The 24795-nt window shown below is 69.1% G+C and carries 23 protein-coding genes, 1 rRNA gene and 1 pseudogene; 24 read left to right on the top strand and 1 reads right to left on the bottom strand.

Translation table 11 applies throughout. The features are described from left to right. Window positions 1-32 precede the first annotated feature (32 nt). The 3 genes from priA to AC1DP3_RS08200 all read left to right on the top strand — a co-directional run bounded on the left by priA (window position 33) and on the right by AC1DP3_RS08200 (window position 3245). The gene (gene priA / locus AC1DP3_RS08210; protein WP_477292669.1) at window positions 33-779 is read left to right on the top strand and encodes a bifunctional 1-(5-phosphoribosyl)-5-((5-phosphoribosylamino)methylideneamino)imidazole-4-carboxamide isomerase/phosphoribosylanthranilate isomerase PriA; all 747 of its coding nucleotides are present in this window, start codon (window positions 33-35) and stop codon (window positions 777-779) included. After that, on the top strand, window positions 763-1668 hold the full coding sequence (locus AC1DP3_RS08205) for an SseB family protein (protein ID WP_477292668.1): 906 nt from the start codon (window positions 763-765) through the stop codon (window positions 1666-1668). Before priA ends, AC1DP3_RS08205 begins: the two co-directional genes overlap by 17 nt. Before the next feature lie 161 nt (window positions 1669-1829). Further along, a complete protein-coding gene (locus tag AC1DP3_RS08200) occupies window positions 1830-3245 on the top strand; it encodes a pyridoxal phosphate-dependent decarboxylase family protein (RefSeq protein ID WP_477292667.1) in 1416 nt (471 codons plus the stop codon). On the opposite strand, the gene AC1DP3_RS08195 is transcribed toward AC1DP3_RS08200, so the two are convergent. Further along, window positions 3238-3657, bottom strand: a complete 420-nt coding sequence (locus AC1DP3_RS08195) for a DUF1844 domain-containing protein (RefSeq protein WP_477292666.1) — start codon at window positions 3655-3657, stop codon at window positions 3238-3240. The two genes, AC1DP3_RS08200 and AC1DP3_RS08195, sit on opposite strands and share 8 nt — an antisense overlap. 232 nt (window positions 3658-3889) lie before the next feature. Here AC1DP3_RS08195 and infC point away from each other — a divergent pair. The 21 genes and pseudogenes from infC to AC1DP3_RS08090 all read left to right on the top strand — a co-directional run. Next, window positions 3890-4555: pseudogene (infC, locus tag AC1DP3_RS08190) on the top strand (translation initiation factor IF-3); the annotation flags it as partial. Window positions 4556-4984: 429 nt separating this feature from the next. Continuing rightward, a complete protein-coding gene (gene rpmI / locus AC1DP3_RS08185; protein ID WP_477292665.1) occupies window positions 4985-5179 on the top strand; it encodes a 50S ribosomal protein L35 in 195 nt (64 codons plus the stop codon). Between the two features lie 32 nt (window positions 5180-5211). Continuing rightward, on the top strand, window positions 5212-5592 hold the full coding sequence (gene rplT, locus AC1DP3_RS08180) for a 50S ribosomal protein L20 (protein ID WP_477292664.1): 381 nt from the start codon (window positions 5212-5214) through the stop codon (window positions 5590-5592). 101 nt (window positions 5593-5693) lie between these two features. Next, the gene (locus AC1DP3_RS08175) at window positions 5694-6500 is read left to right on the top strand and encodes a TrmH family RNA methyltransferase (RefSeq protein ID WP_477292663.1); all 807 of its coding nucleotides are present in this window, start codon (window positions 5694-5696) and stop codon (window positions 6498-6500) included. Window positions 6501-6580: 80 nt separating this feature from the next. After that, complete coding sequence (locus AC1DP3_RS08170) at window positions 6581-7372, top strand: amino acid ABC transporter ATP-binding protein (protein WP_477292662.1); 792 nt, start codon at window positions 6581-6583, stop codon at window positions 7370-7372. Window positions 7373-7485: 113 nt separating this feature from the next. After that, window positions 7486-8394: a glutamate ABC transporter substrate-binding protein gene (locus tag AC1DP3_RS08165; protein WP_477292661.1), complete on the top strand. Its 909-nt coding sequence runs from the start codon at window positions 7486-7488 to the stop codon at window positions 8392-8394. Between the two features lie 60 nt (window positions 8395-8454). Next, window positions 8455-9102 carry an amino acid ABC transporter permease gene (locus tag AC1DP3_RS08160; RefSeq protein WP_477292660.1) on the top strand — a complete coding sequence of 216 codons (648 nt, stop codon included), beginning with the start codon at window positions 8455-8457 and terminating at the stop codon, window positions 9100-9102. Beyond that, entirely contained in the window at window positions 9099-10028 is a 930-nt protein-coding gene (locus tag AC1DP3_RS08155; protein WP_477292659.1) for an amino acid ABC transporter permease, read from the top strand. Before AC1DP3_RS08160 ends, AC1DP3_RS08155 begins: the two co-directional genes overlap by 4 nt. Before the next feature lie 85 nt (window positions 10029-10113). Next, the gene (gene pheS / locus AC1DP3_RS08150) at window positions 10114-11154 is read left to right on the top strand and encodes a phenylalanine--tRNA ligase subunit alpha (RefSeq protein WP_477292658.1); all 1041 of its coding nucleotides are present in this window, start codon (window positions 10114-10116) and stop codon (window positions 11152-11154) included. Then, window positions 11154-13685 (top strand): phenylalanine--tRNA ligase subunit beta, encoded by a 2532-nt coding sequence (gene pheT, locus AC1DP3_RS08145; protein ID WP_477292657.1) that lies wholly within the window; start codon window positions 11154-11156, stop codon window positions 13683-13685. Before pheS ends, pheT begins: the two co-directional genes overlap by 1 nt. Window positions 13686-13724: 39 nt before the next feature. After that, on the top strand, window positions 13725-14474 hold the full coding sequence (locus tag AC1DP3_RS08140) for a dienelactone hydrolase family protein (RefSeq protein WP_477292656.1): 750 nt from the start codon (window positions 13725-13727) through the stop codon (window positions 14472-14474). A 255-nt stretch (window positions 14475-14729) separates the two neighbouring features. Next, window positions 14730-15866: an N-acetyl-gamma-glutamyl-phosphate reductase gene (locus AC1DP3_RS08135; RefSeq protein WP_477292655.1), complete on the top strand. Its 1137-nt coding sequence runs from the start codon at window positions 14730-14732 to the stop codon at window positions 15864-15866. Then, window positions 15863-17020, top strand: coding sequence for a bifunctional glutamate N-acetyltransferase/amino-acid acetyltransferase ArgJ (argJ, locus tag AC1DP3_RS08130; RefSeq protein WP_477292654.1), 1158 nt, complete (start codon window positions 15863-15865; stop codon window positions 17018-17020). The genes AC1DP3_RS08135 and argJ overlap by 4 nt, the downstream gene beginning before the upstream one ends. Beyond that, on the top strand, window positions 17017-17922 hold the full coding sequence (gene argB / locus AC1DP3_RS08125) for an acetylglutamate kinase (protein WP_477292653.1): 906 nt from the start codon (window positions 17017-17019) through the stop codon (window positions 17920-17922). The genes argJ and argB overlap by 4 nt, the downstream gene beginning before the upstream one ends. Beyond that, a complete protein-coding gene (locus AC1DP3_RS08120; protein ID WP_477292652.1) occupies window positions 17919-19151 on the top strand; it encodes an acetylornithine transaminase in 1233 nt (410 codons plus the stop codon). Before argB ends, AC1DP3_RS08120 begins: the two co-directional genes overlap by 4 nt. Continuing rightward, entirely contained in the window at window positions 19148-20071 is a 924-nt protein-coding gene (argF, locus tag AC1DP3_RS08115; protein WP_477292651.1) for an ornithine carbamoyltransferase, read from the top strand. Before AC1DP3_RS08120 ends, argF begins: the two co-directional genes overlap by 4 nt. A 13-nt stretch (window positions 20072-20084) precedes the next feature. Then, window positions 20085-21257 (top strand): heparan-alpha-glucosaminide N-acetyltransferase domain-containing protein, encoded by a 1173-nt coding sequence (locus tag AC1DP3_RS08110; RefSeq protein ID WP_477292650.1) that lies wholly within the window; start codon window positions 20085-20087, stop codon window positions 21255-21257. Continuing rightward, complete coding sequence (gene argH / locus AC1DP3_RS08105) at window positions 21254-22684, top strand: argininosuccinate lyase (RefSeq protein ID WP_477292649.1); 1431 nt, start codon at window positions 21254-21256, stop codon at window positions 22682-22684. The genes AC1DP3_RS08110 and argH overlap by 4 nt, the downstream gene beginning before the upstream one ends. A gap of 73 nt (window positions 22685-22757) precedes the next feature. Beyond that, on the top strand, window positions 22758-23405 hold the full coding sequence (locus tag AC1DP3_RS08100) for a SatD family protein (protein ID WP_477292648.1): 648 nt from the start codon (window positions 22758-22760) through the stop codon (window positions 23403-23405). After that, window positions 23402-24250: a hypothetical protein gene (locus AC1DP3_RS08095; RefSeq protein WP_477292647.1), complete on the top strand. Its 849-nt coding sequence runs from the start codon at window positions 23402-23404 to the stop codon at window positions 24248-24250. Before AC1DP3_RS08100 ends, AC1DP3_RS08095 begins: the two co-directional genes overlap by 4 nt. Before the next feature lie 486 nt (window positions 24251-24736). Continuing rightward, a 16S ribosomal RNA gene (locus AC1DP3_RS08090) occupies window positions 24737-24795 on the top strand; the annotation flags it as partial.

Genomic DNA, 24795 nt, shown 5'->3' with positions numbered 1-24795 from the left:
GTCCCGCGGCCACGAATACGCACCGAGGATTCATGACTGACTTCGCCTCCCGGCCCGAATTGATTCTGCTGCCCGCCGTCGACGTCGCCGATGGGAAGGCCGTCCGGCTCACCCAGGGCGAGGCCGGCACCGAGACCAACTACGGCGATCCCGTCGACGCCGCCCTCGAGTGGGCGCGCCAGGGCGCGCAGTGGATTCACCTCGTCGACCTCGACGCCGCCTTCGGCCGCGGCAGCAATGCCGGCATCCTGCGCAAGGTCATCAAGCAGGTCAAGGGCGTGCAGGTGGAGCTCTCCGGCGGCATCCGCGACGATGCGACGCTCGAGGCGGCGCTCGAGTCGGGCGCTGCGCGCATCAACCTCGGCACCGCCGCGCTCGAGAATCCGGAGTGGGCCGCCGACGTGATCGGTCGCTACGGCGATGTCATCGCGGTGGGTCTCGACGTGCGGGGCACCACGCTGGCCGCCCGGGGCTGGACGCGCGACGGCGGAGACCTGTGGACCGTGCTCGACCGCCTCGAAGAGGCCGGCTGCAGCCGCTACGTCGTGACCGATGTCACGAAGGACGGCACTCTCCGCGGCCCCAACATCGAGCTCCTACGCGAGATGGCCTCGCGCACCCCCAAGCCGATCGTGGCGTCCGGTGGCGTCTCCAGCCTCGACGACATCGCGGCGCTTCGCGAGCTCGTCCACCTCGGCGTCGAAGGCGCGATCGTCGGCAAGGCGCTGTACGCGGGCGCGTTCACGCTCGCCGAGGCCCTGGATGTCGCCGGCGACTGACCCGCACGCGCATCGGGACGACGATGCGCACGCTGAGGGTGATGCGCACGCTGAGGGTGATGCGCACGCGCACGCGGAGGGTGATCCGCACGCTGACGGCGACGCGCACCCGCACCCGGAGGGTGATCCGCACGGCGACCATCGCGCCGACTCCGCGGGCGTCCCCTGGGCGGGCCGCAGCTTCGAGCCCAACCGCCATGCGAGCGATGACGGATCTGCCGATCCAGGCCTGCTCGCAGCGCTGAGGGCGTTCCGCGAGGGCACGGGCGGTCAGATCGAGATCGTCGAGGCGTACCGTTCCGCACGTCTGCTGATCCCGCTCGTCGCCGCCAAGGGCGATGAGGGGATCGGCGCACACGGCCTCGCCGTCGACAAGACGCAGGAGCTCTCGATCGTCACCGTGGCGGCACCCGACGGCCGGCGGGTGCTTCCCGTGTTCACCTCGGTGACTGCGCTTGCACAGTGGGATGCCGCCGCACGACCCGTGCCCGCCGATGGCGCCCGCACCGCTGTCGCAGCCGCAGACGACGACACCGATCTCATCGTCATCGACCCCGGCTCCGAGACGGAGTTCGTCCTGCGCCGCCCGGCGGTCTGGGCGATCGCACAAGGCATCCCCTGGGAACCGAGCTTCACGTCCCCCGAGGTGTTCGCCGGCCTGCAGGAGACCACCCGCGCCGAGCTCGCCGTGCTCGACCTCGCCGTCGCACCGGGCGACCCCTCCGGGCGGCTGCGTGGTCCTGAGCTCATCGTCCGGCTCGAACTCATGCCCGGCCTCGACAGAGCCGAACTCGACACGGTGCTCGGTCGCCTGGCCAAGCGCTGGGCCGCAGACGATCGCATCGCCGTGCTCGTGGACTCCCTGACCGTCAAGCTCGTCCGGGGCTGAGAACGGCGGTGGCGCGTGCGCGCCGCCGCCGGGCCGCCGGATCCTGCGGCATCTCGGTCATCCTCGCCGCACGCCCGCCTCTTGCGGGCGTCGGTCCGCGGGCGGAGGATTCGGCTGGGCACCGGCGCCCGACCCGGAGCGACCCGCGAAGCGAGGACGGCATGATCGACCACACCAGCGGCGACGACGAATACGGACCGGCGCTCGAGGGCGCCTACCGGCACGCGCGGTCCTGGCTTCACTCGCTGCCCGAGCGGCCGGTGCGGCCCGACCTCGACGTCGACAGCATCCTCGCCCGCCTCACTCAGGAGCTTCCCGATTCCGGCATGGACCCGGCATCCGTCATCGAAGAGCTGGCAGATGCCGCAGCCCCCGGACTCATGGCGATGGGCTCGCCCCGGTTCTACGGCTTCGTGATCGGCGGTGCCTACCCGGCCGCGATCGCCGCCGACTGGCTCGTGTCGGCGTGGGACCAGAACACCGGATCACGCCAGCCGACTCCGGCGACCGCGGCCGTCGAAGAGACGGCGGCGCGGTGGCTGCTCGAGCTGCTTCACCTCCCCGCCGAGAGCGGTGTCGGCTTCGCGACGGGCGCCACCTCTGCCAATCTCGCGTGCCTGATCGCGGGGCGGGATGCCGTCATCCGCCGCAGCGGTCATGATCCTGTCGAAGGCCTCCAGGCCGCTCCGCACATCCGCTTCCTCGCGGGCGATGCCGTCCACACCTCGGCGGTGCTGGCGGGGCGCATGGCAGGCCTCGGGGCGCCGGTGACGGTGGGAGCGGACGCCGAGGGCCGCATCGACGTGGAAGGGCTCGCCCGCGCGCTCGGCGAGGGCGAAGGGCCCGCCATCGTCGCGCTGCAGGCCGGCGATGTCCACTCGGGTGCCTTCGACGACTTCGCCGGCGCGATCGCCGTCGCTCGCGAGGCAGGTGCCTGGGTGCACGTCGATGGCGCCTTCGGCCTGTGGGCGGCCGCCACACCCCGGCTGGCACATCTGACCCGAGGGCTCGCCGACGCCGACTCCTGGGCGACCGACGCTCACAAGACCCTGAACGTCCCCTACGACTGCGGCCTGGCGATCGTGCGCGACGAACCGGCGATGACCGGTGCGTTAGGCGCCCACGCGGAGTATCTGCCCAGCGTGGAGTCGGTTTCCGACCCCTATGACCGCGTTCCCGAGCTCTCCCGCCGGGCTCGCGGAGTGCCGGTCTGGGCTGTGTTGCGCACACTGGGGCGCGAGGGTGTGGCGGCGCTGGTCGACGGACTGACGGATGCCGCAGCATCCCTCGCCGACGGCTTCCGCGCCATTCCCGGGCTGTCGGTGCTCAACGAGGTCGTCTTCACCCAGGTGTGCCTCGCCGCGGCGGAGGACCGTCAGACGGCGGCGCTGGGGGAGTGGCTGCGTGCCGAGGGAACCGTGTGGGCCTCGTCGTCGACCTGGCGCGGGCGCACGGTCGTTCGCTTCGCCGTGAGCAATCGAGGCACGGATGGCGAGGCGGTCCGGCGCACGGTCGACGCCGTCGCGCGGGGAGCAGCGGAACTGGGGATCGGGGACAGCGGGGCGCGCCTCAGTTGACGGGACCCGTCCACTTCTCGCCCGGGCCCTTGCCGATCGGATCGGGAATCACGGATGCCTCGCGGAAGGCGAGCTGCAGTGACCGCAGTCCGTCGCGGAGCGAGCGCGCGTGCATGTCGCTGATCTCCGGAGCACCGGCGGTGATGAGGCCGGCGAGGGCGTTGATGAGCTTGCGAGCCTCGTCCAGGTCGGTCTGATTGCCGGGGTCGTCGGCGAGCCCCACCTTGACGGCGGCTGCGCTCATCAGGTGCACCGCCGCTGTCGTGATGACCTCGACCGCCGGCACGTCGGCGATGTCCCGGGTGGCGGATGCCGCTGCCTGCTCCTGCTCCTCCCAGCGGGCGAGGCGCTCGGCATCCGTGCTCCCATCGGTAGCCGTCGAATCGCCCTGGGTGCCTCGAATCGTGTCCACGCCGCTCTCTCTGCTAGACTTGTGCGGGCTCCGGAGCGTTCTGCTTCGGACCGAAAGAGGATTACATCCCACCCGCGCTTGCCGCTCAAGGCTACCGGGTCACGCACTCCACCCCGACCGCTTGCGGAAGGGGCAGCCCGCGATGCAGAGCGTCGAACGGGTCAGGGTGCAGAGCCGGCGCTCGAGCGTCGTGCGGGTTGGATGAGTTCTCTTCGCTCACGGCACACACGTGCTGTGGGGTTGCCAACCGCACGAAGAGGAGTTCCGCATCAGCGATCCCCGCACCAATGACCGCATCCGCGTCCCCGAGGTCCGCCTCGTCGGACCCGCGGGTGAGCAGGTCGGCGTCGTCCGCATCGAGGTGGCGCTGCGCCTGGCTCAGGAAGCCGACCTTGATCTCGTCGAGGTGGCCCCCAACTCGAAACCGCCCGTCGTCAAGATCATGGACTACGGCAAGTTCAAGTACGAGGCTGCGCAGAAGGCCAAGGAAGCGCGTCGCAATCAGGCGAACACCGTCCTCAAAGAGGTCCGGTTCCGACTGAAGATCGAAGCTCACGACTACATAACCAAGCTCAAGCGCGCCGAGGGCTTCCTGCAGGCCGGCGACAAGGTCAAGGCCATGATCCTCTTCCGCGGTCGCGAGCAGTCGCGTCCCGAGCAGGGTGTGCGCCTCCTCCGCAAGTTCGCCGAGGACGTCGCGGATTTCGGCACGGTCGAATCCAACCCCACGATCGATGGCCGCAACATGGTCATGGTCGTGGCGCCGCACAAGAACAAGTCGGACGTGAAGACCGAGCAGAATGCTCAGCGCGCGGCCAACAAGGAGGCGGCTCGCGCAGCCCGTGGCGGCCTGGCACCGACTGACGACGACGACGACCTGACCACAGCGGCTCCGGCTCCTGTTGCGGAAGCTCCGGCTGCTCCCGCTCCTGTTGCTGAGGCTCCGGCTGCTCCGGCTCCGGTCGCCGAGGCTCCGGCCACCGAGACTCCCGAGGCTCCTGTTGCTGAGGCTCCCGAGGCTCCTGTCGCCGAGGCTCCGGAGGCTCCGGTCGCCAAGGCCCCGGCCGCCAAGGCTCCGGCCGCACCGGCTGCAAAGAAGACCACGCCCGCACCGGCTCCGGCCGCACCGGCCCCCACCCCGGCGGCTGCCAAGAAGAGCGCAGCGACTCCCGCTCCCACCCCGGCGGCGGTCAGGAAGCCCGGACCGGCTCCCACCCCGGCAGCCGTCAAGAAGAGCGTGTCGGCCCCGGCCGAGTAACGCCCCACAGACCCCCGCCCAGCGGGATACGACTCCCGCCTGGGCGGGACACACAACGAAGGAAGAAAGATGCCGAAGCAGAAGACCCACTCGGGTGCCAAGAAGCGGTTCAAGATCACCGGCAGCGGAAAGCTGATGAAGCAGCAGGCCGGCATGCGCCACAACCTTGAGGGCAAGGCCAGCAAGCGTACGCGTCGCCTGAACCAGGACCAGGTTCTGTCCAAGGCTGACACCGCCCAGGCCAAGAAGCTCCTCGGCCGCTGACCCGCGCCGACGCAAGATAGGAATCAAACGAAATGGCTAGAGTCAAGCGGGCAGTAAACGCCCACAAGAAGCGTCGCGTCATCCTCGAGCGCGCCTCCGGTTACCGCGGGCAGCGTTCGCGCCTCTACCGCAAGGCGAAGGAGCAGGTCACCCACTCGCTCGTCTACGCGTACCGTGACCGTCGCAAGCGCAAGGGCGACTTCCGCCGCCTCTGGATCCAGCGCATCAACGCCGCGAGCCGCCAGAACGGCATCACGTACAACCGCTTCATCCAGGGCCTCGGCCTCGCGGGTGTCCAGGTCGACCGTCGCATGCTCGCCGAGCTCGCGGTCAACGAGCCGGCCGTCTTCGCCTCGCTCGTCGCCACGGCCAAGAAGGCGCTCCCCGAGAACGTGAACGCCCCCAAGGCGTAGTCTCGGCATCTGCTCCGAAAGGGCGCTCTCCGCGAGGGGAGCGCCCTTTCGCATGCCTGGTCAGCGTCGAGAACCGGATGCTGCGCCTCTATGCTGAATCCGTGCTTGAGAATCCGCGCTCGCCGCGTGTCCGCGCCGTCGCGAAGCTGGTCAAGCGCAGTGCGCGAGAAGAGACCGGTCTCTTCCTTCTCGAGGGCCCTCAGGCGGCTCGCGAGGCGCTGCGCTACCGGCCCGACACGCTGATCGAGCTGTTCGCCACGCCGACGGCCATGGAGCGGCATCCCGACATCCGCCAGGCCGCCGCTGAGGCCGGCCTCGAGATCGAATTCACGACCGAGGCGGTGCTGGACGCGATGGCCGACACGGTCACGCCGCAGGGCATCGTGGGCGTGGCCCGGCAGTCGCCCACCTCGATCCGAGAGGTCTTCGCGTCGTCGCCGACGCTCATCGCGATCTGCGAGGAGGTGCGCGACCCGGGCAACCTCGGCACGATCATCCGGGCGGCGGATGCGGCCGGCGCCGACGCCGTCATTCTGACGGGCCGGACAGTGGACCTCTACAACCCGAAGGTCGTCCGGGCCACCACCGGATCCCTCTTCCACCTGCCCGTCGCCGTGGGCGCCGACCTCGCGGCCACGGTCGAGCGTGCCCATGGGGCCGGCCTCCGCGTCGTCGCGGCGGACGTCGGGGGCGAGGACTTCCTCGGGCAGCGCGCGATCCTCGCCGAGCCCACGGCCTGGCTCTTCGGAAACGAGGCACGGGGCCTCGACGCCGAGTCACTCGCCTTCGCGGATCTCTCGCTCCGGCTGCCGATCTACGGGTCCGCCGAGTCGCTCAATCTGGCCACGGCGGCCAGCGTCTGCCTCTACGAAAGCGCGTTCGCGCAGCGCGCAGAGCCCGTCGTCTGACCAGCCGGCCACTGTTACAGGTAGGTAAAGGTCCTCGCAAGACCTGGCAGAGCATCCCGCCGCCCTCCTAGGGTGCCGTTATGGCCACACTCGATGATCCGGCTCCCAAAACGTCGAACATCAACGTGCGACGCGGTGATCCACTCGTCGTCGTGTCGAACGTGCAGAAGCACTACGGCGACTTCCAGGCCCTCAAGGACATCGATCTGACGGTCAACCGAGGCGAGGTCGTGGTGGTGATCGGTCCGTCCGGATCGGGCAAGTCCACGCTGTGCCGCACGATCAACCGACTCGAGACTATCACGAGCGGCACCATCGCCATCGACGGCAAGGAACTGCCGAAAGAGGGCCGATCGCTCGCTGAGCTGCGGGCGGACGTGGGCATGGTCTTCCAGTCCTTCAACCTGTTCGCGCACCTGACCATCCTCGACAACGTGACGCTCGGGCCGATGAAGGTGCGAAAGCTCAAGAAGGCGGATGCCGAGCGCGAGGCCAAGGTGCTCCTCGACCGCGTCGGGGTCGGCCAGCAGGCTTCCAAGCTCCCGGCGCAGCTCTCCGGCGGTCAGCAGCAGCGCGTCGCCATCGCGCGCGCTCTCGCCATGAATCCGAAGGTCATGCTGTTCGACGAGCCGACCAGTGCGCTGGACCCCGAGATGATCAACGAAGTCCTCGACGTCATGGTGAGCCTGGCGCAGGACGGGATGACGATGATCGTCGTCACCCACGAGATGGGCTTCGCCCGCAAGGCGGCCGACCGTGTGGTCTTCATGGCCGACGGCCAGATCGTGGAAGAGGCCATCCCCGAGCAGTTCTTCACGAATCCGCAGAGCGCGCGCGCCAAGGACTTMCTCTCGAAGCTCCTGACTCACTGACCCCTCGCCCATCTCGCTCGAGAAAGGACGCCGAGCCCGCACCACAGCGCATCCGGACGGGTCCAGATGTCGGACTCGGAACAAGCAATCACATGCGAAGCAAGGAGTACAACATGCGAAAGTCACGGATCATCGCAGGGCTCGGCATCACGGCCGCGGCTCTCCTCGCCCTCACGGCGTGCAACAGCGGCTCGCCGGCCGGCTCACCTACAGGTGACAGCAGCGGCGGCGAGGAAGACAGCACCTGGTTCACCGTCGCCGAAGACGTACAGCTCGAAGGCAGCCCGACGTTCGATGCGATCACCGAGCGCGGCAGCGTCAAGGTCGGCGTCAAGGAGGACCAGCCGGGCCTGGGATATCTCGATCCCACGACCAACGAGCGCTCGGGCTTCGACGTCGACGTGGCGCGCTGGATCGCCGCTTCGCTCGGCTACGACGAGGACAAGATCGAGTTCCAGTCGATCCCGTCCGCCAACCGCGAGCAGGCGATCATCAACGGCGACATCGACTACTACGTCGGCACGTACTCGATCACCGACAAGCGCAAAGAGCAGATCTCGTTCGCCGGGCCGTACTTCATCACCGGCCAGGGCCTGCTCGTAGCCGCTGACAGCGACATCGAGAGCGTCGACGACCTCGAGGGCAAGAACGTCTGCTCCGCGACCGGATCGACCTCGATCCAGCGGATCAAGGACGAGCACCCCGAGGCGACGACGACCGAGTTCGACACCTACTCGCAGTGCGTCGAGCAGCTCAAGAGCGGACAGGTGGATGCGGTCACCACCGACGAGGCGATCCTCATCGGATATGCGGCTCAGGATCCCGACAACCTGAAGGTCGTCGGCGAGCCGTTCAGCGAGGAGCGCTACGGGGTCGGGATCGCCAAGGGCGACACCGCGCTCCAGGAGCACATCAACACGATGTTCACCGATGGCGGCGACATCTGGCAGGCCATCTTCGACAAGAACCTCGGTGCGTCCGGGGTCTCGGGCGAGCAGCCCGAGGTCGACGCGGCCCAGTGACACGACCCGGTGGCGGCGCCTGCGAGGGCGCCGCCACCGGCACCTGATGCGAGGAGTGCGGTGAACCAGATCTTCGACTACCCGGACCTGTGGGTCGGGGCGCTGTGGGGCACGCTGCTCCTGTTCTTCGCGGGCGGCGTGATCGCGATCATCCTCGGGGTCATCGTCGCGGCCATGCGCGTGTCGCCCGTGCCGATCGCCCGGTCCGTGGGAGCCGTCTATGTCAACACCGTCCGCAACACCCCGCTCACGCTGATCTTCTTCTTCTTCGCCTTCGGCATCCCGCTGCTCGTCGACTTCCGCGTCAACTTCACGGTGCTCGCGATCATCGCGCTCGGGATCTACACCGCGACGTATGTCGCCGAGGCGATCCGGGCCGGTGTCAACACCGTGCCCGTCGGTCAGGCCGAGGCTGCGCGGGCGCTCGGACTCACCTTCGGCCAGGTCATGTCGCTCGTCGTGCTCCCGCAGGCGACGCGGTCCGTCATCCCGCCGATGATGAGCGTCCTGATCGCACTGCTGAAGAACACCACGGTCGCATCGGGCTTCTCCGTGTTCAACCTCGGCAACGTGCGCGCCGAGATGAGCGAGAACGGCGAGAACCAGATGGTCACGATCCTGTGGGTGATGGTCGTCTTCGTCGTGCTGGTGCTCCTCCTGGGATGGCTGCAGCGCGTGCTCGAGAAGAAGTGGAGGGTGGCGCGATGAGTTCAGTCCTGTACGACGTCCCCGGCCCCAAGGCGATCGTCCGCAACCGCATCCTCGGAGTCATCACGATCCTGGTGGTGCTCGCAGTCCTCGGCTTCGTCGTGTGGCGGCTCATCGTCACCGGCCAGTTCTCCGCCGCGAAGTGGAACGTCTTCACCTACGGCGCGATCTGGCAGGGCTTCGCACTGGCTACCGCCCGCACCCTCGCCGCGTTCGGCGTGGCTGCCGTCGGCGCGATCATCCTCGGCTTCGTCCTCGCCATCGCCCGCCTGTCCGACCATGCGTGGGTGCGGGTGCCGGCGACGTGGATCATCGAGGTGCTGCGTGCGGTTCCCGTGCTGATCTTCATGATCCTGCTCTATTACGGCCTTCCCGTGATCGGCGTCAAGATGCCGAGCTACTGGGCGGTCGTGATAGCGCTCATCGCGTACAACGGCTCGGTGCTCGCCGAGGTCCTGCGCGCCGGGGTCGAGTCGCTCCCGCGCGGACAGGGCGAAGCGGGCTACGCGATCGGGCTCCGCAAAGCGGGCGTCATGCGTCTCGTCCTGCTGCCGCAGGCGGTCCGGGCCATGATGCCGGTGATCATCGCGCAGCTGGTCGTGACGCTCAAGGACACGGCGCTCGGCTTCATCATCACCTACCCGGAGCTGCTCTACTACGCCAAGACTCTGGGATCCAACGCTCTGTACGGGTCACCGCTGATTCCGGCAGCGATGGTGGCGGGAGCGATCTACATCTCGATGTGCCTCCTGCTGTCGTACGCGGCCTACCTCACGGAGAAGAGGCTGCGGCGCTCGCCGGGCGCCACCGCCGTGACGACCGCGACCGTCGTGGCGCACGACATCACCGACACCCAGGTGATCGCCTCGCAGGCCGATGCCGAAGACATCGCGGCTCGCCGGGGATTCGGCAAGGACGACTCCTAGGGCTTCTGCCCGCGTCGGCGGCGTCGGCGGGGGAGCGGTCACCGGCTGACGGCGCGGCGGTCGCTCGCCGGTAGACTCGACCCTCGTGTCTGACGTTCTCGAGATCACCCCTGGGGCGGTGGATGATGCGGTCGCGGCGGCTCTCGCTGCCATCGCGGATGCCGCCACCACGGCCGACCTGAAGGCGGCGCGCAGCGCGCACACCGCCGAAGGGTCGCCGCTCGCCAAGCTCAATGCGCGCCTCCGCGAGGTGGCCCCCGAGAAGAAGGCCGAGTTCGGCAAGCTCATCGGCCAGGCTCGAGGCCGGGTCAACCAGGCGCTGACCGCCCGTGAGGCCGATCTCGCCGCCGCCGAGACGGCCGCGCGACTCGAGGCCGAACGCGTCGACATCACGGCGCTTCCGCAGCGCGCGCGCGTCGGCGCGCGGCATCCCATCTCGCTCCTGCAGGAGCAGGTCGCCGACATCTTCGTCGGGATGGGATGGGAGATCGCCGAAGGTCCCGAGCTCGAGCACGAGTGGTTCAACTTCGACGCGCTGAACTTCGACGAGGATCACCCCGCGCGCCAGATGCAGGACACCTTCTTCGTCGACCCGGTGGCACGCCACCTCGTCATGCGCACCCACACCAGTCCCGTCCAGGTGCGCTCGATGCTCGAGCGCGAGCTTCCGATCTACGTCCTCTGCCCCGGGCGTGTGTACCGCACCGACGAGTTCGATGCGACCCACCTTCCCGTCTTCACCCAGTTCGAGGGTCTGGTCATCGACAAGGGCATCACGATGGCGCACCTCAAGGGCACGCTCGACCACGCCGCCAAGGTGCTCTTCGGCCCCGAGGCCAAGACGCGGTTCCGCGCCAACTACTTCCCCTTCACGGAGCCCTCGGCCGAGCTCGACCTCTGGCACCCGACCTTCAAGGGCGGCGCGCGCTGGATCGAATGGGGCGGCTGCGGCATGRTGAACCCGAATGTCCTCAGGGCGGCCGGGATCGACCCCGAGGAGTACTCGGGCTTCGCGTTCGGCATGGGCATCGAGCGGACGCTCATGTTCCGCTCGGACGTTCAGGACATGCGCGACATGGCCGAGGGCGACATCCGCTTCAGCGAGCAGTTCGGAATGGTGGTCTGATGCGCGTCCCGCTCTCTTGGCTTCGCGAGTATGTCGACGTGCCGGTGGATGCCGCACCCGAGGACGTCCTCGAAGCGCTCGTGCGCGTCGGCTTCGAAGAAGAGGACGTGCACCGCTTCGACCTCCAAGGCCCGATCGTCGTGGGTGAGGTGCTCGAGTTCGTCGAGGAGCCGCAGTCCAACGGGAAGACGATCCGCTGGTGCCAGGTGCGTGTCGCACCCGACGGTGAGACGGCCGCCGACGGCGGTCCCGCGGTCCATGGCGTCGTCTGCGGCGCCGGCAACTTCTTCGCCGGCGACAAGGTCGTCGTGACGCTGCCCGGCGCCGTCCTTCCCGGGCCGTTCCCCATCGCCGCGCGCAAGACCTACGGCCATGTGTCCGACGGCATGATCGCGTCGGCGAAGGAGCTCGGCCTCGGCGACGAGCACTCCGGCATCCTCCGGCTCGTCGAACTCGGCATCGACGCACCGGTCGGCACGGACGCGATCGCTCTGCTGGGCCTCGACGACGTCGCGATCGACATCAACGTCACACCCGACCGCGGGTACGCGCTCTCGGTGCGAGGCGTCGCCCGCGAGTACTCGCACTCGACCGGCGCCGCGTTCCGCGACCCCGGCGATCGGGAGTGGGGGGAGCTGCAGCATCCCGTTGCCGGCTTCGCCGTCGCCGTCGAGGACGCGAACCCGATCCGCGGCCGCATCGGAGCGTCGGAGTTCGCTGTGCGCATCGTCCGCGACGTCGACCCCACGAAGCCGACCCCGGCGTGGATGGTCGCGCGACTCACGCTTGCGGGAGTCCGATCGCTCGGCATCCTCATCGACATCACCAACTACGTGATGGTCGAGCTCGGGCAGCCGATCCACGGCTACGACCTCGACCGGCTGCAGGGCGGCATCACGGTGCGCCGGGCGCACCCGGGGGAGAAGCTCGAGACGCTCGACGGCAAGGTCCGCGCTCTCGATCCCGAGGACCTCCTCATCACCGACGAGTCCGGCCCGATCGGCCTCGCCGGCGTGATGGGCGGAGGCGCGACCGAGATGAGCGACGCCACCCGCAACGTGCTCATCGAGGCGGCCGTCTTCGACACCGTGTCGATCGCGCGGACGGCCCGCCGTCACAAGCTGCCGTCCGAGGCTTCACGGCGCTTCGAGCGCGGTGTGGACCCCCTGATCCCCTTCGTCGCGGCACGGCGCGTGGCCGACCTGATGGTGGAGTTCGCCGGCGGAACGCTCGACACCGAGATCGGCGGGGCGCTCTTCGCGACCGTCGAGATCGCCGGCATCGACCTGCCCCGCGGCTTCGTGGAGGGGATCATCGGCGTCGACTACACGGTCGACGAGATCGTCGGCGCGCTCGAGATGATCGGGTGCGAGCTGTACGACGCCGACGACCACTGGTCGGTGCATCCGCCCTCCTGGCGCCCCGACCTCACCGACAAATGGACGCTCGCCGAGGAGGTCGCCCGCATCGAAGGGTATGACCGCATCCCGTCGATCCTGCCCACTCCGCCCTCGGGCCGCGGTCTGACTGTCGCTCAGCAGGGCCGTCGGCGTGTGGCGAACGCACTCGCCGCAGCCGGCTACGTCGAGACCCCCTCGTTCGGCTTCACCACCGAAGAGCTCAACGAGCTGCACGGCTCCGCGTCGGGTGACAGCATCCCCTCGATCAAGCTGGCGAATCCCCTCGACGGCCAGGCCCCGTTCCTGCGGCGCTCGCTCGTGCCCGGCCTCCTGCAGGTCGCGCACCGCAATGTCTCCCGGGGCTTCACCGACCTCTCGCTCTTCGAGACCGGCGTCGTCTTCCTGCCCGAGGCGGGCGTGCAGTACGGAACATCCTTCGTGCCGCCGCTGGCCGTGCGACCGGATGCGGCCACCCTGGCCGAGCTCGATGCCTCGATCCCGCCGCAGCACCGCCACGTCGCGGTGCTGGTCGCCGGAAGCGTCGTCCCCAAGCAGCCCGGTCAGGCTCCCGTCGCGGCGGCACTCGCCGACGCCGTCGACGCCGTCCGGGTCATCGCGGCCGCGGCAGGGGTGACGATCGATGTGACCCAGTCCGAGCGTGCGGCGCTCCACCCCGGCCGCACCGGCGTGCTGTCGGTGGACCGCGTCGAGGTCGGCTACGTCGGAGAGCTGCTGCCCGCGGTGGCTCAGGCATCCGATCTCCCCGGTCGTGTGTATGTCGCCGAGCTGGATCTCGATCTGGTCCTCTCCCTCGCGGGCGAGAAGGTCGTCGCCGAGTCGCTCTCGAGCTTCCCCGCCGCCACGCAGGACGTATCGCTCGTGCTCGATGCCGGCGTGCCGGCTGCAGCCGTGCGGGCCGCACTGGTCGAGGGGGCCGGCGCGCTCCTCGAGTCCGCGCGGCTCGTCGACGACTATCGCGGCCAGGGACTGCCGGACGGGTCGAAGAGCCTCACCTTCGCTCTGCGATTCCGCGCTTCCGACCGCACGCTCACGGCCGCCGAGGCGACCGAGGCAAAGCTCGCAGGTGTCGCGCTGGTGAAGACCCGCTTCGGAGCGACCCTTCGGGAGTGATGCGCGGGTAGCCTGAGACTCCCGACCCCAGGAGCTGCGTTGGCTGAATCGATCGACCTCACGGCCCCCGATGGGACGCGGTTCGAGGTGTATGTCGCCCGCCCGGCCGGCGAGCCGGTCGGCGGGCTCATCCTCATCCATGAGGTCTGGGGACTCGTGGACCACATCCGCGATGTCGCAGAGCGCTTCGCTGACGAGGGGTGGCTTGTCGCCGCGCCCGACATCCTGAGCGTCGCGGGCGTAGAGGAGCATCTCGGCGCCGAGCTCTTCGCGCTGCTCAACAGCCCGGACGAGGCGGTGCGCACCGCCGCGCAGCCCCGACTTCGCGAAGCTCTTGCCGGCATGCGCGCGCCGGGGTATGCGCAATGGGCGCTCGGCGCACTGCGCACGGTCGTCGACTGGCTCGCCGAGCAGCCGGGAGTCGAGGGCCGGATCGGGGTCACCGGATTCTGCTTCGGCGGCTCCTATGCGTTCGCGCTCGCGGCGTCCGATGACCGCATCCGTGCGGCCGTGCCCTTCTACGGCACCGCTCCCGAGCCCGCGACGATCGCGCAGATCACCGCGCCCGTGCTCGCCCTGTACGGCGAGCTCGACACCGGGCTCGTCGACGCGCTCCCGGGTGTCCGTCAGGCCATGGCCGATGCCGGCGTCGACTTCGAGGCCGTGATCTATCCGGGTGCCGAGCACGCCTTCTTCAACGACACCGGTCGCCGCTACAGCCCGGCCCATGCGATGGAGGCGTGGGCTCGCACCCTCGCATTCCTCGACGACAACGTCGCCCGCCACTGACTCGCGCGGCATCCGGGCGACCACGCGATGTGACGTCCGATTTGCGGATGCCGCGGCCCCACGGCTATCGTCGGCCCATGCCTTCGGCGACTTCGGGTTTCGCGACGCTCCTCGTGAGCGCCGTTCCCGCGCGCCGACGCCACCTCCGCCTGGACCGCGGCCGCCGACTGTAGGCGACCCTGCGCGCGGGTCCGTCATGGATCCCGCAGGCGTCGCCGTCCTCGGCCCCTGTTCAGACTCTCTAAGGTGGAATCCATGACATATTCGGTCGCCGTCTCCGGCGCATCCGGCTATGCGGGCGGCGAGATCCTCCGGATCCTCGCGGCCCACCCCGACATCGACATCCGCACGGTCACCGCGCATGCGAACGCCGGGCAGCCGCTGATCGAGCACCAGCCGCACCTGCGGTCGCTCGCTCATCTCGAGCTCTCGCCGACGACCCCCGACGTGCTCGCCGGGCACGACATCGTCTTCCTGGCGCTCCCGCACGGCCAGTCCGGCCAGTACACGGACGCGCTCGCCGATGCCGCACTCGTCATCGACGCGGGCGCCGATCATCGGCTCACGTCGCAGGGTGACTGGGATCGCTTCTACGGCGGCGCGTTCCACGATCCGTGGGCGTATGGCGTCCCCGAGCTCCTCGTGCCCGGCGGCAAACAGCGTCAGAACCTGATCGGCGCCAGGCGCATCGCGGCCCCTGGCTGCAACGCGTCGACCGTCAGCCTGAGCCTCGTGCCGGGAGTCGCCGCAGGCGTGATCGATCCGTCCGACATCGTGACGGTCCTCGCCGTCGGCCCGTCGGGCGCCGGCAAGAGCCTGAAGACGAATCTCCTCGCGAGCGAGATCCTCGGCTCCGCCAACCCCTACGCGGTCGGCGGCACCCACCGGCACATCCCCGAGATCCGGCAGGCCATCGCCGCCGCACTTCGCCCGAACGCGGACTCTTCGACCGGATTCGGATCGAATCCCGCATCGGATCCGAATTCGGTGAATTCCTCCGAACATGGGGCGGATGCCGGGGCACCCAGCATCCGGATCTCCTTCACTCCCGTCCTCGTCCCCATGGCCCGGGGAATCCTCGCCACCTCGTCGGCCCCGATCGCGCCCGGCGTCAGCGACGACGAGATCCGCGGTGCGTGGGAGGCCGCGTACGGCGACGAGACGTTCGTCCAGCTGCTTCCGGCTGGGCAGTTCCCCCGCACGGCCGATGTCGTCGGCGCCAACACGGCGCTGCTCGGCCTGGCGATCGACCGCGAGGCGAACCGCGTGACGGTCGTCGCCGCCGTCGACAACCTCGTCAAGGGGACGGCCGGCGCCGCCGTCCAATCCATGAACCTCGCCCTCGGCCTCCCCGAGGGTCGGGGCCTCACCGTGAACGGAGTCGCCCCGTGACCGTCACCGCCCCCGAGGGATTCGAGGCGGCCGGCGTCGCCGTCGGCCTCAAGTCGACCGGCAAGCCCGATGTCGCCGTCGTCGTCAATCGCGGCCCGCTCAAGGTCGGCGCGGCGGTGTTCACGAGCAACCGCGCGAAGGCGAACCCGATCCTCTGGTCGCAGCAGGTCATCCAGGACGGCGTGGTCGAGGCGATCGTCCTCAACTCCGGCGGGGCCAACTGCTTCACCGGCTCGTTCGGCTTCCAGACCACTCATCAGACCGCCGAGAAGGCGGCCGAGCTGCTCGATGTGGGCGCAGGCGACATCCTCGTCTGCTCGACGGGGCTCATCGGCACCGGCGACGAAGTCTTCCGCGCGAAGGTCCTCGACGGCACAGCCTCGGGCATCGCGAGCCTCTCCGCGGACGGCGGACAAGCGGCCGCTGAGGCCATCATGACGACGGACTCCGTCCCGAAGACCGCTGTCGTGAGCCGGGATGGGTGGACGATCGGGGGCATCGCCAAGGGAGCCGGGATGCTGGCCCCCGGCCTCGCGACGATGCTCGTCGTGCTCACGACCGATGCCGTCCTCACGTCCGAGCAGGCCGACGCGCACCTGCGCTCCGCCACCTGGGTGAGCTTCGACCGGCTGGACTCGGACGGCTGCATGTCGACGAATGACCAGGTGTCGCTGCTCGTGAGCGGTGCGTCCGGGGTGACGCCCGAGCCCGACGCCTTCGCCGCTGCCCTCGCCGAGATCTGCTCGGACCTGGCGCGACAGCTGCAGGGCGACGCCGAAGGCGCGAGCCACGACATCTCCATCCGGGTCGTGCACGCGGCATCCGAAGAAGATGCGGTCGAAGTCGGGCGCTCGGTCGCGCGCAACAACCTCTTCAAAGCCGCGATCTTCGGCAACGACCCCAACTGGGGTCGGGTGCTCGCCGCCATCGGCACCACCGAGGCCGAGTTCGACCCGTACCGCGTCGACGTCGTGATGAACGGCGTGCGGGTGTGCAGCGACGGCGGTCCCGACCGGCCACGCGAGGAGGTCGACCTCACCGGGCGTGCGGTATCGCTCGTCATCGACCTGAAGGTCGGCGAGGCCGAGGCGACGATCCTCACGAACGACCTCACGCACGATTACGTCCACGAGAACAGCGCGTACGCGTCATGACCGAGATCGATCTGCAAGACACCGACCCCGACGAGGCGAGCGAGAAGGCCGCCACCCTCATCGAGTCCCTGCCCTGGCTGCGGCGGTTCCGCGACCAGATCATCGTCATCAAGTACGGCGGCAACGCGATGGTGAGCGAGGAGCTCCAGGACGCCTTCGCCGCCGACATCGCCTACCTGCGCTACGTGGGGGTCAAGCCTGTCGTGGTGCACGGCGGGGGGCCGCAGATCTCTTCGATGCTCGATCGCCTCGACATCCCGAGCGAGTTCAAGGGCGGCTATCGCGTGACCTCTACCGAGGCGATCTCAGTGGTGCGGATGGTGCTGACCGGGCAGATCAATCCCCAGCTGGTCGGCAAGATCAACGCGCACGGCCCGCTCGCGAGCGGACTCTCGGGCGAGGACGCGGGCCTCTTCGGCGGTCGTCGTCGCGGGGTCACCGTGAACGGCGTCGAGCACGATCTCGGTCGCGTCGGCGACGTCGTGACGGTCGACCCGCAGCCGGTCCTCGACCAGATCGCGGCCGGCCGCATTCCGGTCGTCTCGAGCATCGCCCCCGACCTGGATCATCCGGGCCATTCGCTGAATGTCAACGCGGATGCCGCGGCCGGCGCGCTCGCGGTTGCACTGAAGGCCGCGAAGCTCGTGGTGCTGACCGATGTCCCGGGTCTCTACGCCGACTGGCCGAACCGCGACTCGCTGGTCTCGCACTTGACCTCGACCGAGCTGCGGGCCATGCTCCCCTCGCTCGAGTCGGGCATGATCCCCAAGATGCAGGCCTGCCTCGACGCCGTCGAGGGCGGAGTCGAGACGGCGGCGATCATCGACGGACGCGTGCCGCATTCGGTGCTGGTCGAAGTATTCACAAGCAAAGGGATAGGAACGGAGGTGGTGGTCGGATGACGACGCAATGGAGGGATGACGCGGGGCGTGACCTCGTGCGCAGCTTCGGCGAGYGGATGGCGCTGTTCACGCGCGGCGAAGGGGCCTATCTGTGGGATGACAAGGGCCGCCGCTATCTCGATTTCCTCGCGGGGATCGCGGTGAACTCGCTCGGCCATGCCCACCCGGCGTTCGTCGAGGCGATCTCGTCGCAGGCGGCGACGCTCGCGCACGTGTCCAACTACTTCGCCACCGAGCCGCAGCTCGCGCTCGCATCCACGCTCAAGCGACTGGCCGGCACCGGCCCGTCCGGGCGCGTGTACTTCGGCAACTCGGGCGCTGAGGCCAATGAGGCGGCATTCAAGCTCGCTCGCCTGCACGGCGGCGCCGACCGGCCGCGCATCCTGTCGCTTCGCGATGCGTTCCACGGTCGCACCATGGGAACCCTCGCCCTGACCGGCAAGCCCTGGATGCAGGAGCCGTTCCTTCCAATGGTCAGCGGCGTCGAGTTCATCGACTCGACGGTCGAGGCGCTCGAGGCGGCCATCGACGACCGGGTCGCCGCGCTGTTCGTCGAGCCCGTCAAGGGTGAGGCCGGTGTGCTCCCGCTTCCCGAGGGCTTCCTGCGCGCCGCGCGCGAGGTCACCGAGCGGCACGGCGCCCTCCTGATCATCGACGAGATCCAGACCGGCGCCGGGCGCACGGGGGAGTGGTTCGCCTTCCAGCACGAGGGCATCACGCCTGACGCGATCACGGTCGCCAAGGGCATCGGGGGCGGATTCCCGATCGGCGCACTGATCACATACGGCGGCGCCAGCGAGCTCTTCTACCCGGGCACGCACGGCTCGACCTTCGGGGGCAACGCCCTCGGCACCGCGGTCGCGGGAGCGGTCCTCGCCGAGATCGAGCGCGCCGACCTGGTCGCCAATGCCGCCGAGCGCGGCGATCAGCTTCGCGCGGCGATCGAGGCCATCGGCTCGCCCTTGGTGAGCGGATGCCGCGGCAAGGGGCTGCTGATCGGCGTCGGGCTGACGCATCCCGTCGCCAAGGCGGTCGTGGCGGCAGCGCAGGAGCACGGGCTGATCATCAACGCGCCCAACGACGAGACGATCCGGCTCGTCCCGGCACTCACGATCGGAGACGTCGAGATCGACGAGTTCGTGCAGCTCTTCTCCGCGTCCCTCGAGACGGTCGCGCATGCGCTCGTGCTCGACGATGCCTCATCCGAGAGCGCGGAGGTGGGCGCGTGACCCGTCATCTGCTCCGCGACGATGACCTGACTCGCGCCGAGCAGTCCGAGATCCTCGAGCTCGCGCTCGACCTCAAGAAGGACCGCTGGAAGCTGAAGACCCTCGAGGGCCCGCAGACCGTGGCGGTCATCTTCGACAAGTCCTCGACGCGCACCCGGGTGTCGTTCGCGGTGGGCATCGCCGACCTCGGCGGCGTGCCGCTCATCATCTCGACGGCGAACAGCCAGCTGGGCGGCAAAGAGACGCCGGCCGACACGGCGCGGGTGCTCGAGCGACAGGTGGCCGCCATCGTGTGGCGCACCTACGCGCAGGCAGGGCTCGAAGAGATGGCGGCGGGAACGCGGGTGCCGGTCGTCAATGCGCTGAGCGACGACTTCCATCCGTGTCAGCTCCTCGCGGATCTGCTGACGATCCGGGAGCACCTCGGCCACCTCGAGGGCCTCACCCTCGCCTTCTTCGGCGACGGCCGATCCAACATGGCGCACTCGTACATCCTGGCGGGCGTGACGGCCGGGATGCATGTGCGCGTCGCATCGCCGGAGGACTACGCTCCGCGCGACGACGTCGTGGCCGATGCCGACCGCAGGGCAAGCGAGACGGGCGGCTCGGTGACGCTGTACACCGACGCGAACGAGGCGGCTGCGGGTGCCGACGTCATCGTCACCGACACGTGGGTCTCGATGGGCAAGGAGGAGGAGAAGCTCGCACGCCTCCGCGACCTCGGCGCCTACAAGGTGACGCGAGACCTGATGGCGCTCGCCAAGCCCGAGGCGATCTTCATCCACTGCCTCCCGGCGGACCGCGGCTACGAAGTGGATGCCGAGGTCATCGACGGCCCGCAGAGCGTCGTCTGGGACGAGGCCGAGAACAGGCTCCACGCGCAGAAGGCGCTCCTGGTCTGGCTGCTGCAGCAGTCCTGACGAACGGCGCGCCGTGAACGCGGAGCAGCCGCTCGCGGAGAGGCGGGAAGGTCCCGGCGCGACGGAGTGGCTCCGGTCCCGCTGGGACAGACTCAACGGACCCGCCCGCCTTCCCGGCGTCGACCTTGCGCGCGGCCTCGCCGTGATCGGCATGCTGGCGGCGCATCTCATCACGATCGACCCGCTCGTGTGGACCGATCCTGAGACCTGGCCGGGCATCGTCCAGGGACGTTCATCGATCCTCTTCGCCACCCTCGCCGGCGTGTCGATCGGGATCGTGACGGGTGGCCGCACTCCATGGACGGGCGAGAGGATGTCGACGGCGCGCCTGCGGCTCGTCACGCGCGCCTTCATCCTCTGGATGCTGGGCGTGCTGCTCATCGCGACGGGAGTTCCGGTCGTCGTGATCCTGCCGGCGTACGCGATCCTGTTCCTCCTGGCTATACCCCTCACCGGCTTCGGCGCTCGCACATTGCTCCTCATCGCCGGCGGCCTGGCTCTCGTGACGCCGTTCCTCGCGGCCCTCATCGACACTCTTCCCCTGTGGGACGGCGACGGGGGCACGCTCCTCAGCCTTCTCGTCGGCTGGCGCTACCCGTTCGTGTCCTGGATCACCTTCGTCGTGGCAGGTCTGGCCGTCGCACGCGCGGGGCTGCGGCGCACGGGCGTCCAGATCGGCCTCGCGGTGGGCGGTGCGGCACTCGCCCTCGCCGCGGCGGCGCTCGACACCCTCACGGGAACCAAGCCGGATGCCGAGCCCTCGACCGTGTGGGATGCCGTGTGGACCGGCGGAGCCCACTCCGGCGGCATCCTCGAAGTGGTCGGCTCAGGGGGCTTCGCCCTCGCGACGCTCGGCATCTGCCTTCTTCTCTGCCGCACCTTCGCCGTCTGGATCGTGCTACCCCTTCGGGCCGTCGGCTCGATGCCGCTGACCGCCTACGCCGGCCAGATCCTCGTGTGGGGCGCGGTGGCAACGGCGGTGCTCGGCGCGCCGGACACGCTGTTCGCCTTCCGGGACCTGAATCCCTTCCCTGCGTTCGCCCTCGGGACGATCGCCGCCTGCACCGTGTGGGCACTCCTCGTGGGACGCGGTCCCCTCGAGTGGCTCACGGACGTGATCACGCGCTTCATGGTGCCTGCGGGAGAGTTCGGCGGCGACGGGCGCGCGGATAGGCTGGAACGATGAGCGATGCGAAGCCCGAAGGCACCAACGAGGGCGCACTGTGGGGCGCGCGATTCGCCTCAGGGCCGTCTCCCGAGCTCGCAGCCCTGAGTCGCTCGACCCACTTCGACTGGAGCCTCGCGCTCTACGACATCGCCGGCTCCCACGCGCACGCGAAGGCGCTCGCCGCGGCCGGCTACCTGACCGCCGACGAAGAGCGGGCGATGCACGAGGGCCTCGACACTCTGACCCGCGGCATCCAGGACGCCACGCTGCGTCCGAGCGAGGGCGATGAGGATGTCCACGGCGCCCTCGAGGCGGCGCTTCTGCGTGCCGTCGGGCCCGAGCTCGGCGGCAAGCTGCGCGCCGGACGAAGCCGCAACGATCAGATCGCCACGCTCGTGCGGATGTACCTGCTCGATCATTCACGCACCATCGCACGCGACATCCTGCGGCTCGTCGATGCGATCGTCGCCCAGGCCGAGGCGCATCCCGAGGCGATCATGCCCGGCCGCACGCACCTGCAGCACGCGCAGCCGATTCTCCTCGCTCATCACCTGCAGGCCCACGCCTGGCCGCTCGTCCGCGACCTCGAGCGCATTCGCGACTGGTCGGCCCGCGCGGCGGTGTCCCCGTACGGCGGCGGAGCATTGGCCGGCTCGAGCCTCGGGCTCGATCCCGAGCTGGTGGCGCGGGAGCTCGGCCTCTCCCGCCCGTCCGAGAACTCGCTGGACGGCACGTCGGCGCGTGACGTCGTCGCGGAGTTCGCGTACATCGCCGCCCAGATCGGGATCGATCTGTCCCGGTTCGCGGAGGACGTCATCCTGTGGAATACGCGCGAGTTCGGATTCGTGACCCTCGACGACGGGTACTCGACGGGCTCGAGCATCATGCCGCAGAAGAAGAATCCGGATATCGCCGAGCTCGCCCGCGGCAAGGCCGGTCGGCTCGTCGGCAACCTCGCGGGGCTGCTCACGACGCTCAAGGGTCTGCCGATCGCGTACAACCGCGATCTTCAGGAAGACAAGGAGCCGGTCTTCGACTCGGTGACCACGCTGGAGCTCGTGCTTCCCGCCTTCGCGGGCATGGTGGCAACGCTGCGCTTCGACACCGGCCGCATGGCCGAGCTCGCGCCCCAGGGGTTCTCGCTGGCGACGGATGTCGCCGATTGGCTCGTGCGCAGGGGAGTGCCCTTCCGCGACGCGCACGAGATCTCCGGCGCGCTGGTGCAGGTGTGCGAGCKCGAGGGCATCGGCCTGGATGAGGCGACGGACGAGATGCTCGCGTCGGTCTCGGCGCAGCTGACGCCCGAAGTGCGCGATGTGCTGACGATCGAGGGATCGGTCCGCTCGCGCACCGGCGCGGGAGGAACGGCTCCTGTGCGTGTTGAGGAGCAGCGTGGCGAGCTCATCACCCGCACCCAGGCAGCGGCTCACGCTCTCGGTCTCTGAGAGAACCCGCTTATCGATCCAGAAGATAAGCCTTTGACTTATTCATTGACGTGATAAGTGTTACGCTTATCTCATGCCCATCGCCGTCATCGCGGACATCGTCGGCTCGCGCCGGCTTTCCGACCGTGCCGAGGCCCAGCGCCTGCTGGATGAGACGATCGCGCGAATCGACGAGCAGCTGATCGTTCCGCACGAGCCCCTGCGTCCCACAGTGGGTGACGAGCAGCAGGGCGTGTACGAGACGCTGGACGATGCACTCGCCGCACTGCTGCTCGTCCAGCTCGCACTCCCGGACGGCATCGAATGCCGGTTCGGCCTGGGAGTAGGGCCGGTGGGCACGTTCGCCTCGGCGGGCGGCGAGCTTCAGGACGGCCCGGGATGGTGGGCCGCCCGCGAGGCGATCGAGACCGTTCACGCCAAGCAGCAGCGCGCCGCGCCGAGCGCGCGCACCTGGGTTGTCGCATCCCCGGACGAAGATGCTGGAGTGCACACAGCGGTCCGGCATGCGAACGCCTACCTCCTCGCGCGCGATCAGATCGTCGGCGCGATGAACGGGCGCACCCGGCGTTTCACCATCGGGCGCTGTCTCGGGGTCACACAGCGCGACCTTGCGAAGGCCGAAGGGGTCACGCAGCCCGCCGTCTCGCAGTCCCTCGCGAATGCCGGAGCGTCGGCTGTCATCGAAGGCTTCGCACTCCTCCGTGAGAGCGGGGCATCATGATCGCGGCCGGCTTCGTCCTCTTCGCCATCGGCGTGGGCGACCTCGTCCGCGAGTTCCTGCCGTCGGCACGTCGGTGGGTGGCACTGCTGKCCGGGGCCGTGGTCCTTGTCGCAGTGGGTGCGCTTTCGGCAGCACTCCCGGCTGCGCTCCTCACGATCGTCGTCGCCGCAGGGTGGGTCTGGCTGACCCCGATCGGAGCGCGATCCCGAGCCGGCTTCTGGCCCGTCGTCCTCGTCGGCGCGGTGGCCGGCATCCTCGTCGCCGCGTTCCCGGCTCGTCCCGAGGCGGGGCTGATCGGCGAGGTGTGGAATCTGCAGACCCCCGCCGGACCCCTGTCGTTCGATCAAGCCGTGCTGGTCGCCGGCACCGTCGTCTTCCTGCTCGAGTCGGCCAACGTGGTGGTGCGCACCGCGCTCGCCCAGGGCAGTGTGGTGGTGTCCAAGGCGACGTCCGACGCGATGCCGGTCACGCACGAGTCGACGGATGCCGCCATCCCCGCTGCGAGCGAGCCTGAGCAGCCGGTCACTGCCAGTGGCCCCGCCGAACCGCACCCCGCCCTCGATGCCGCCGAAGTGCCGTTGTCTCCGGGGACCGCGCTGAAGGGCGGCCGGCTGATCGGCCCGCTCGAGCGGCTGCTCGTGCTMTCGCTGACACTTGCCGGGATGTATCCCCTGGTTGCAGCGATCCTCGCGGCGAAGGGCATCGTGCGCTTCCCCGAGATCTCGCGCGACAGCGCCGCCGGCAACAGCGCGGAGTACTTCTTGATCGGCAGCCTCGTGAGCTGGGTGCTCGCACTCGCCGGGGCGTTCCTCGTGTGGTGGGCGTTGGCCTCTCCGGTGCCGTGATTCCGCGAGACACGCCCGGGATGCAGGCGCGATTTGCCCCCTCCCCGGATGCGACGTAAGTTATTACCTGTTCGCCCCACAGGGAAGCGGAAGGGCCGAGAGACTCACCCCCCTCAAGCGGAGAAYCACCCCCCACTTCACGCAGTCGCCTCGTGCGCTGCGCGGTGGAGGATTCCACTTCGTGGACCGCGGTCATCGACTGCAGTCGCGGATCTCACGATCCCGGCTCGCCGATTTGACAGACGGAACGAATCGGATAAGATAGAGAAGTTGCCCTGCGGGTGAGGTCGAGAGGCCTGAGCGTGGGAGCATCCGATCCTTGAGAACTCAACAGCGTGCACTTGTCAAATGCCAAATTTACCTCGCGGTCAGCTTGCTGGCCGTTGAGATTCTTTTGAGATTAAACGGATATATGTCAGTAATGACATCCGATCGTCAGTTCAAACTCGCTCGGCAGTCCTATTCCGGATTGTTGGGTATTTTTCTTTTACGGAGAGTTTGATCCTGGCTCAGGATGAACGCTGGCGGCGTGCTTAACACATGCA

The sequence above is a fragment of the Microbacterium sp. P5_B6 genome (genome assembly GCF_056400345.1).
The sequence above is the reverse complement of the archived record's forward strand: the minus strand, read 5'-3'. Positions and strand labels throughout refer to the sequence as shown.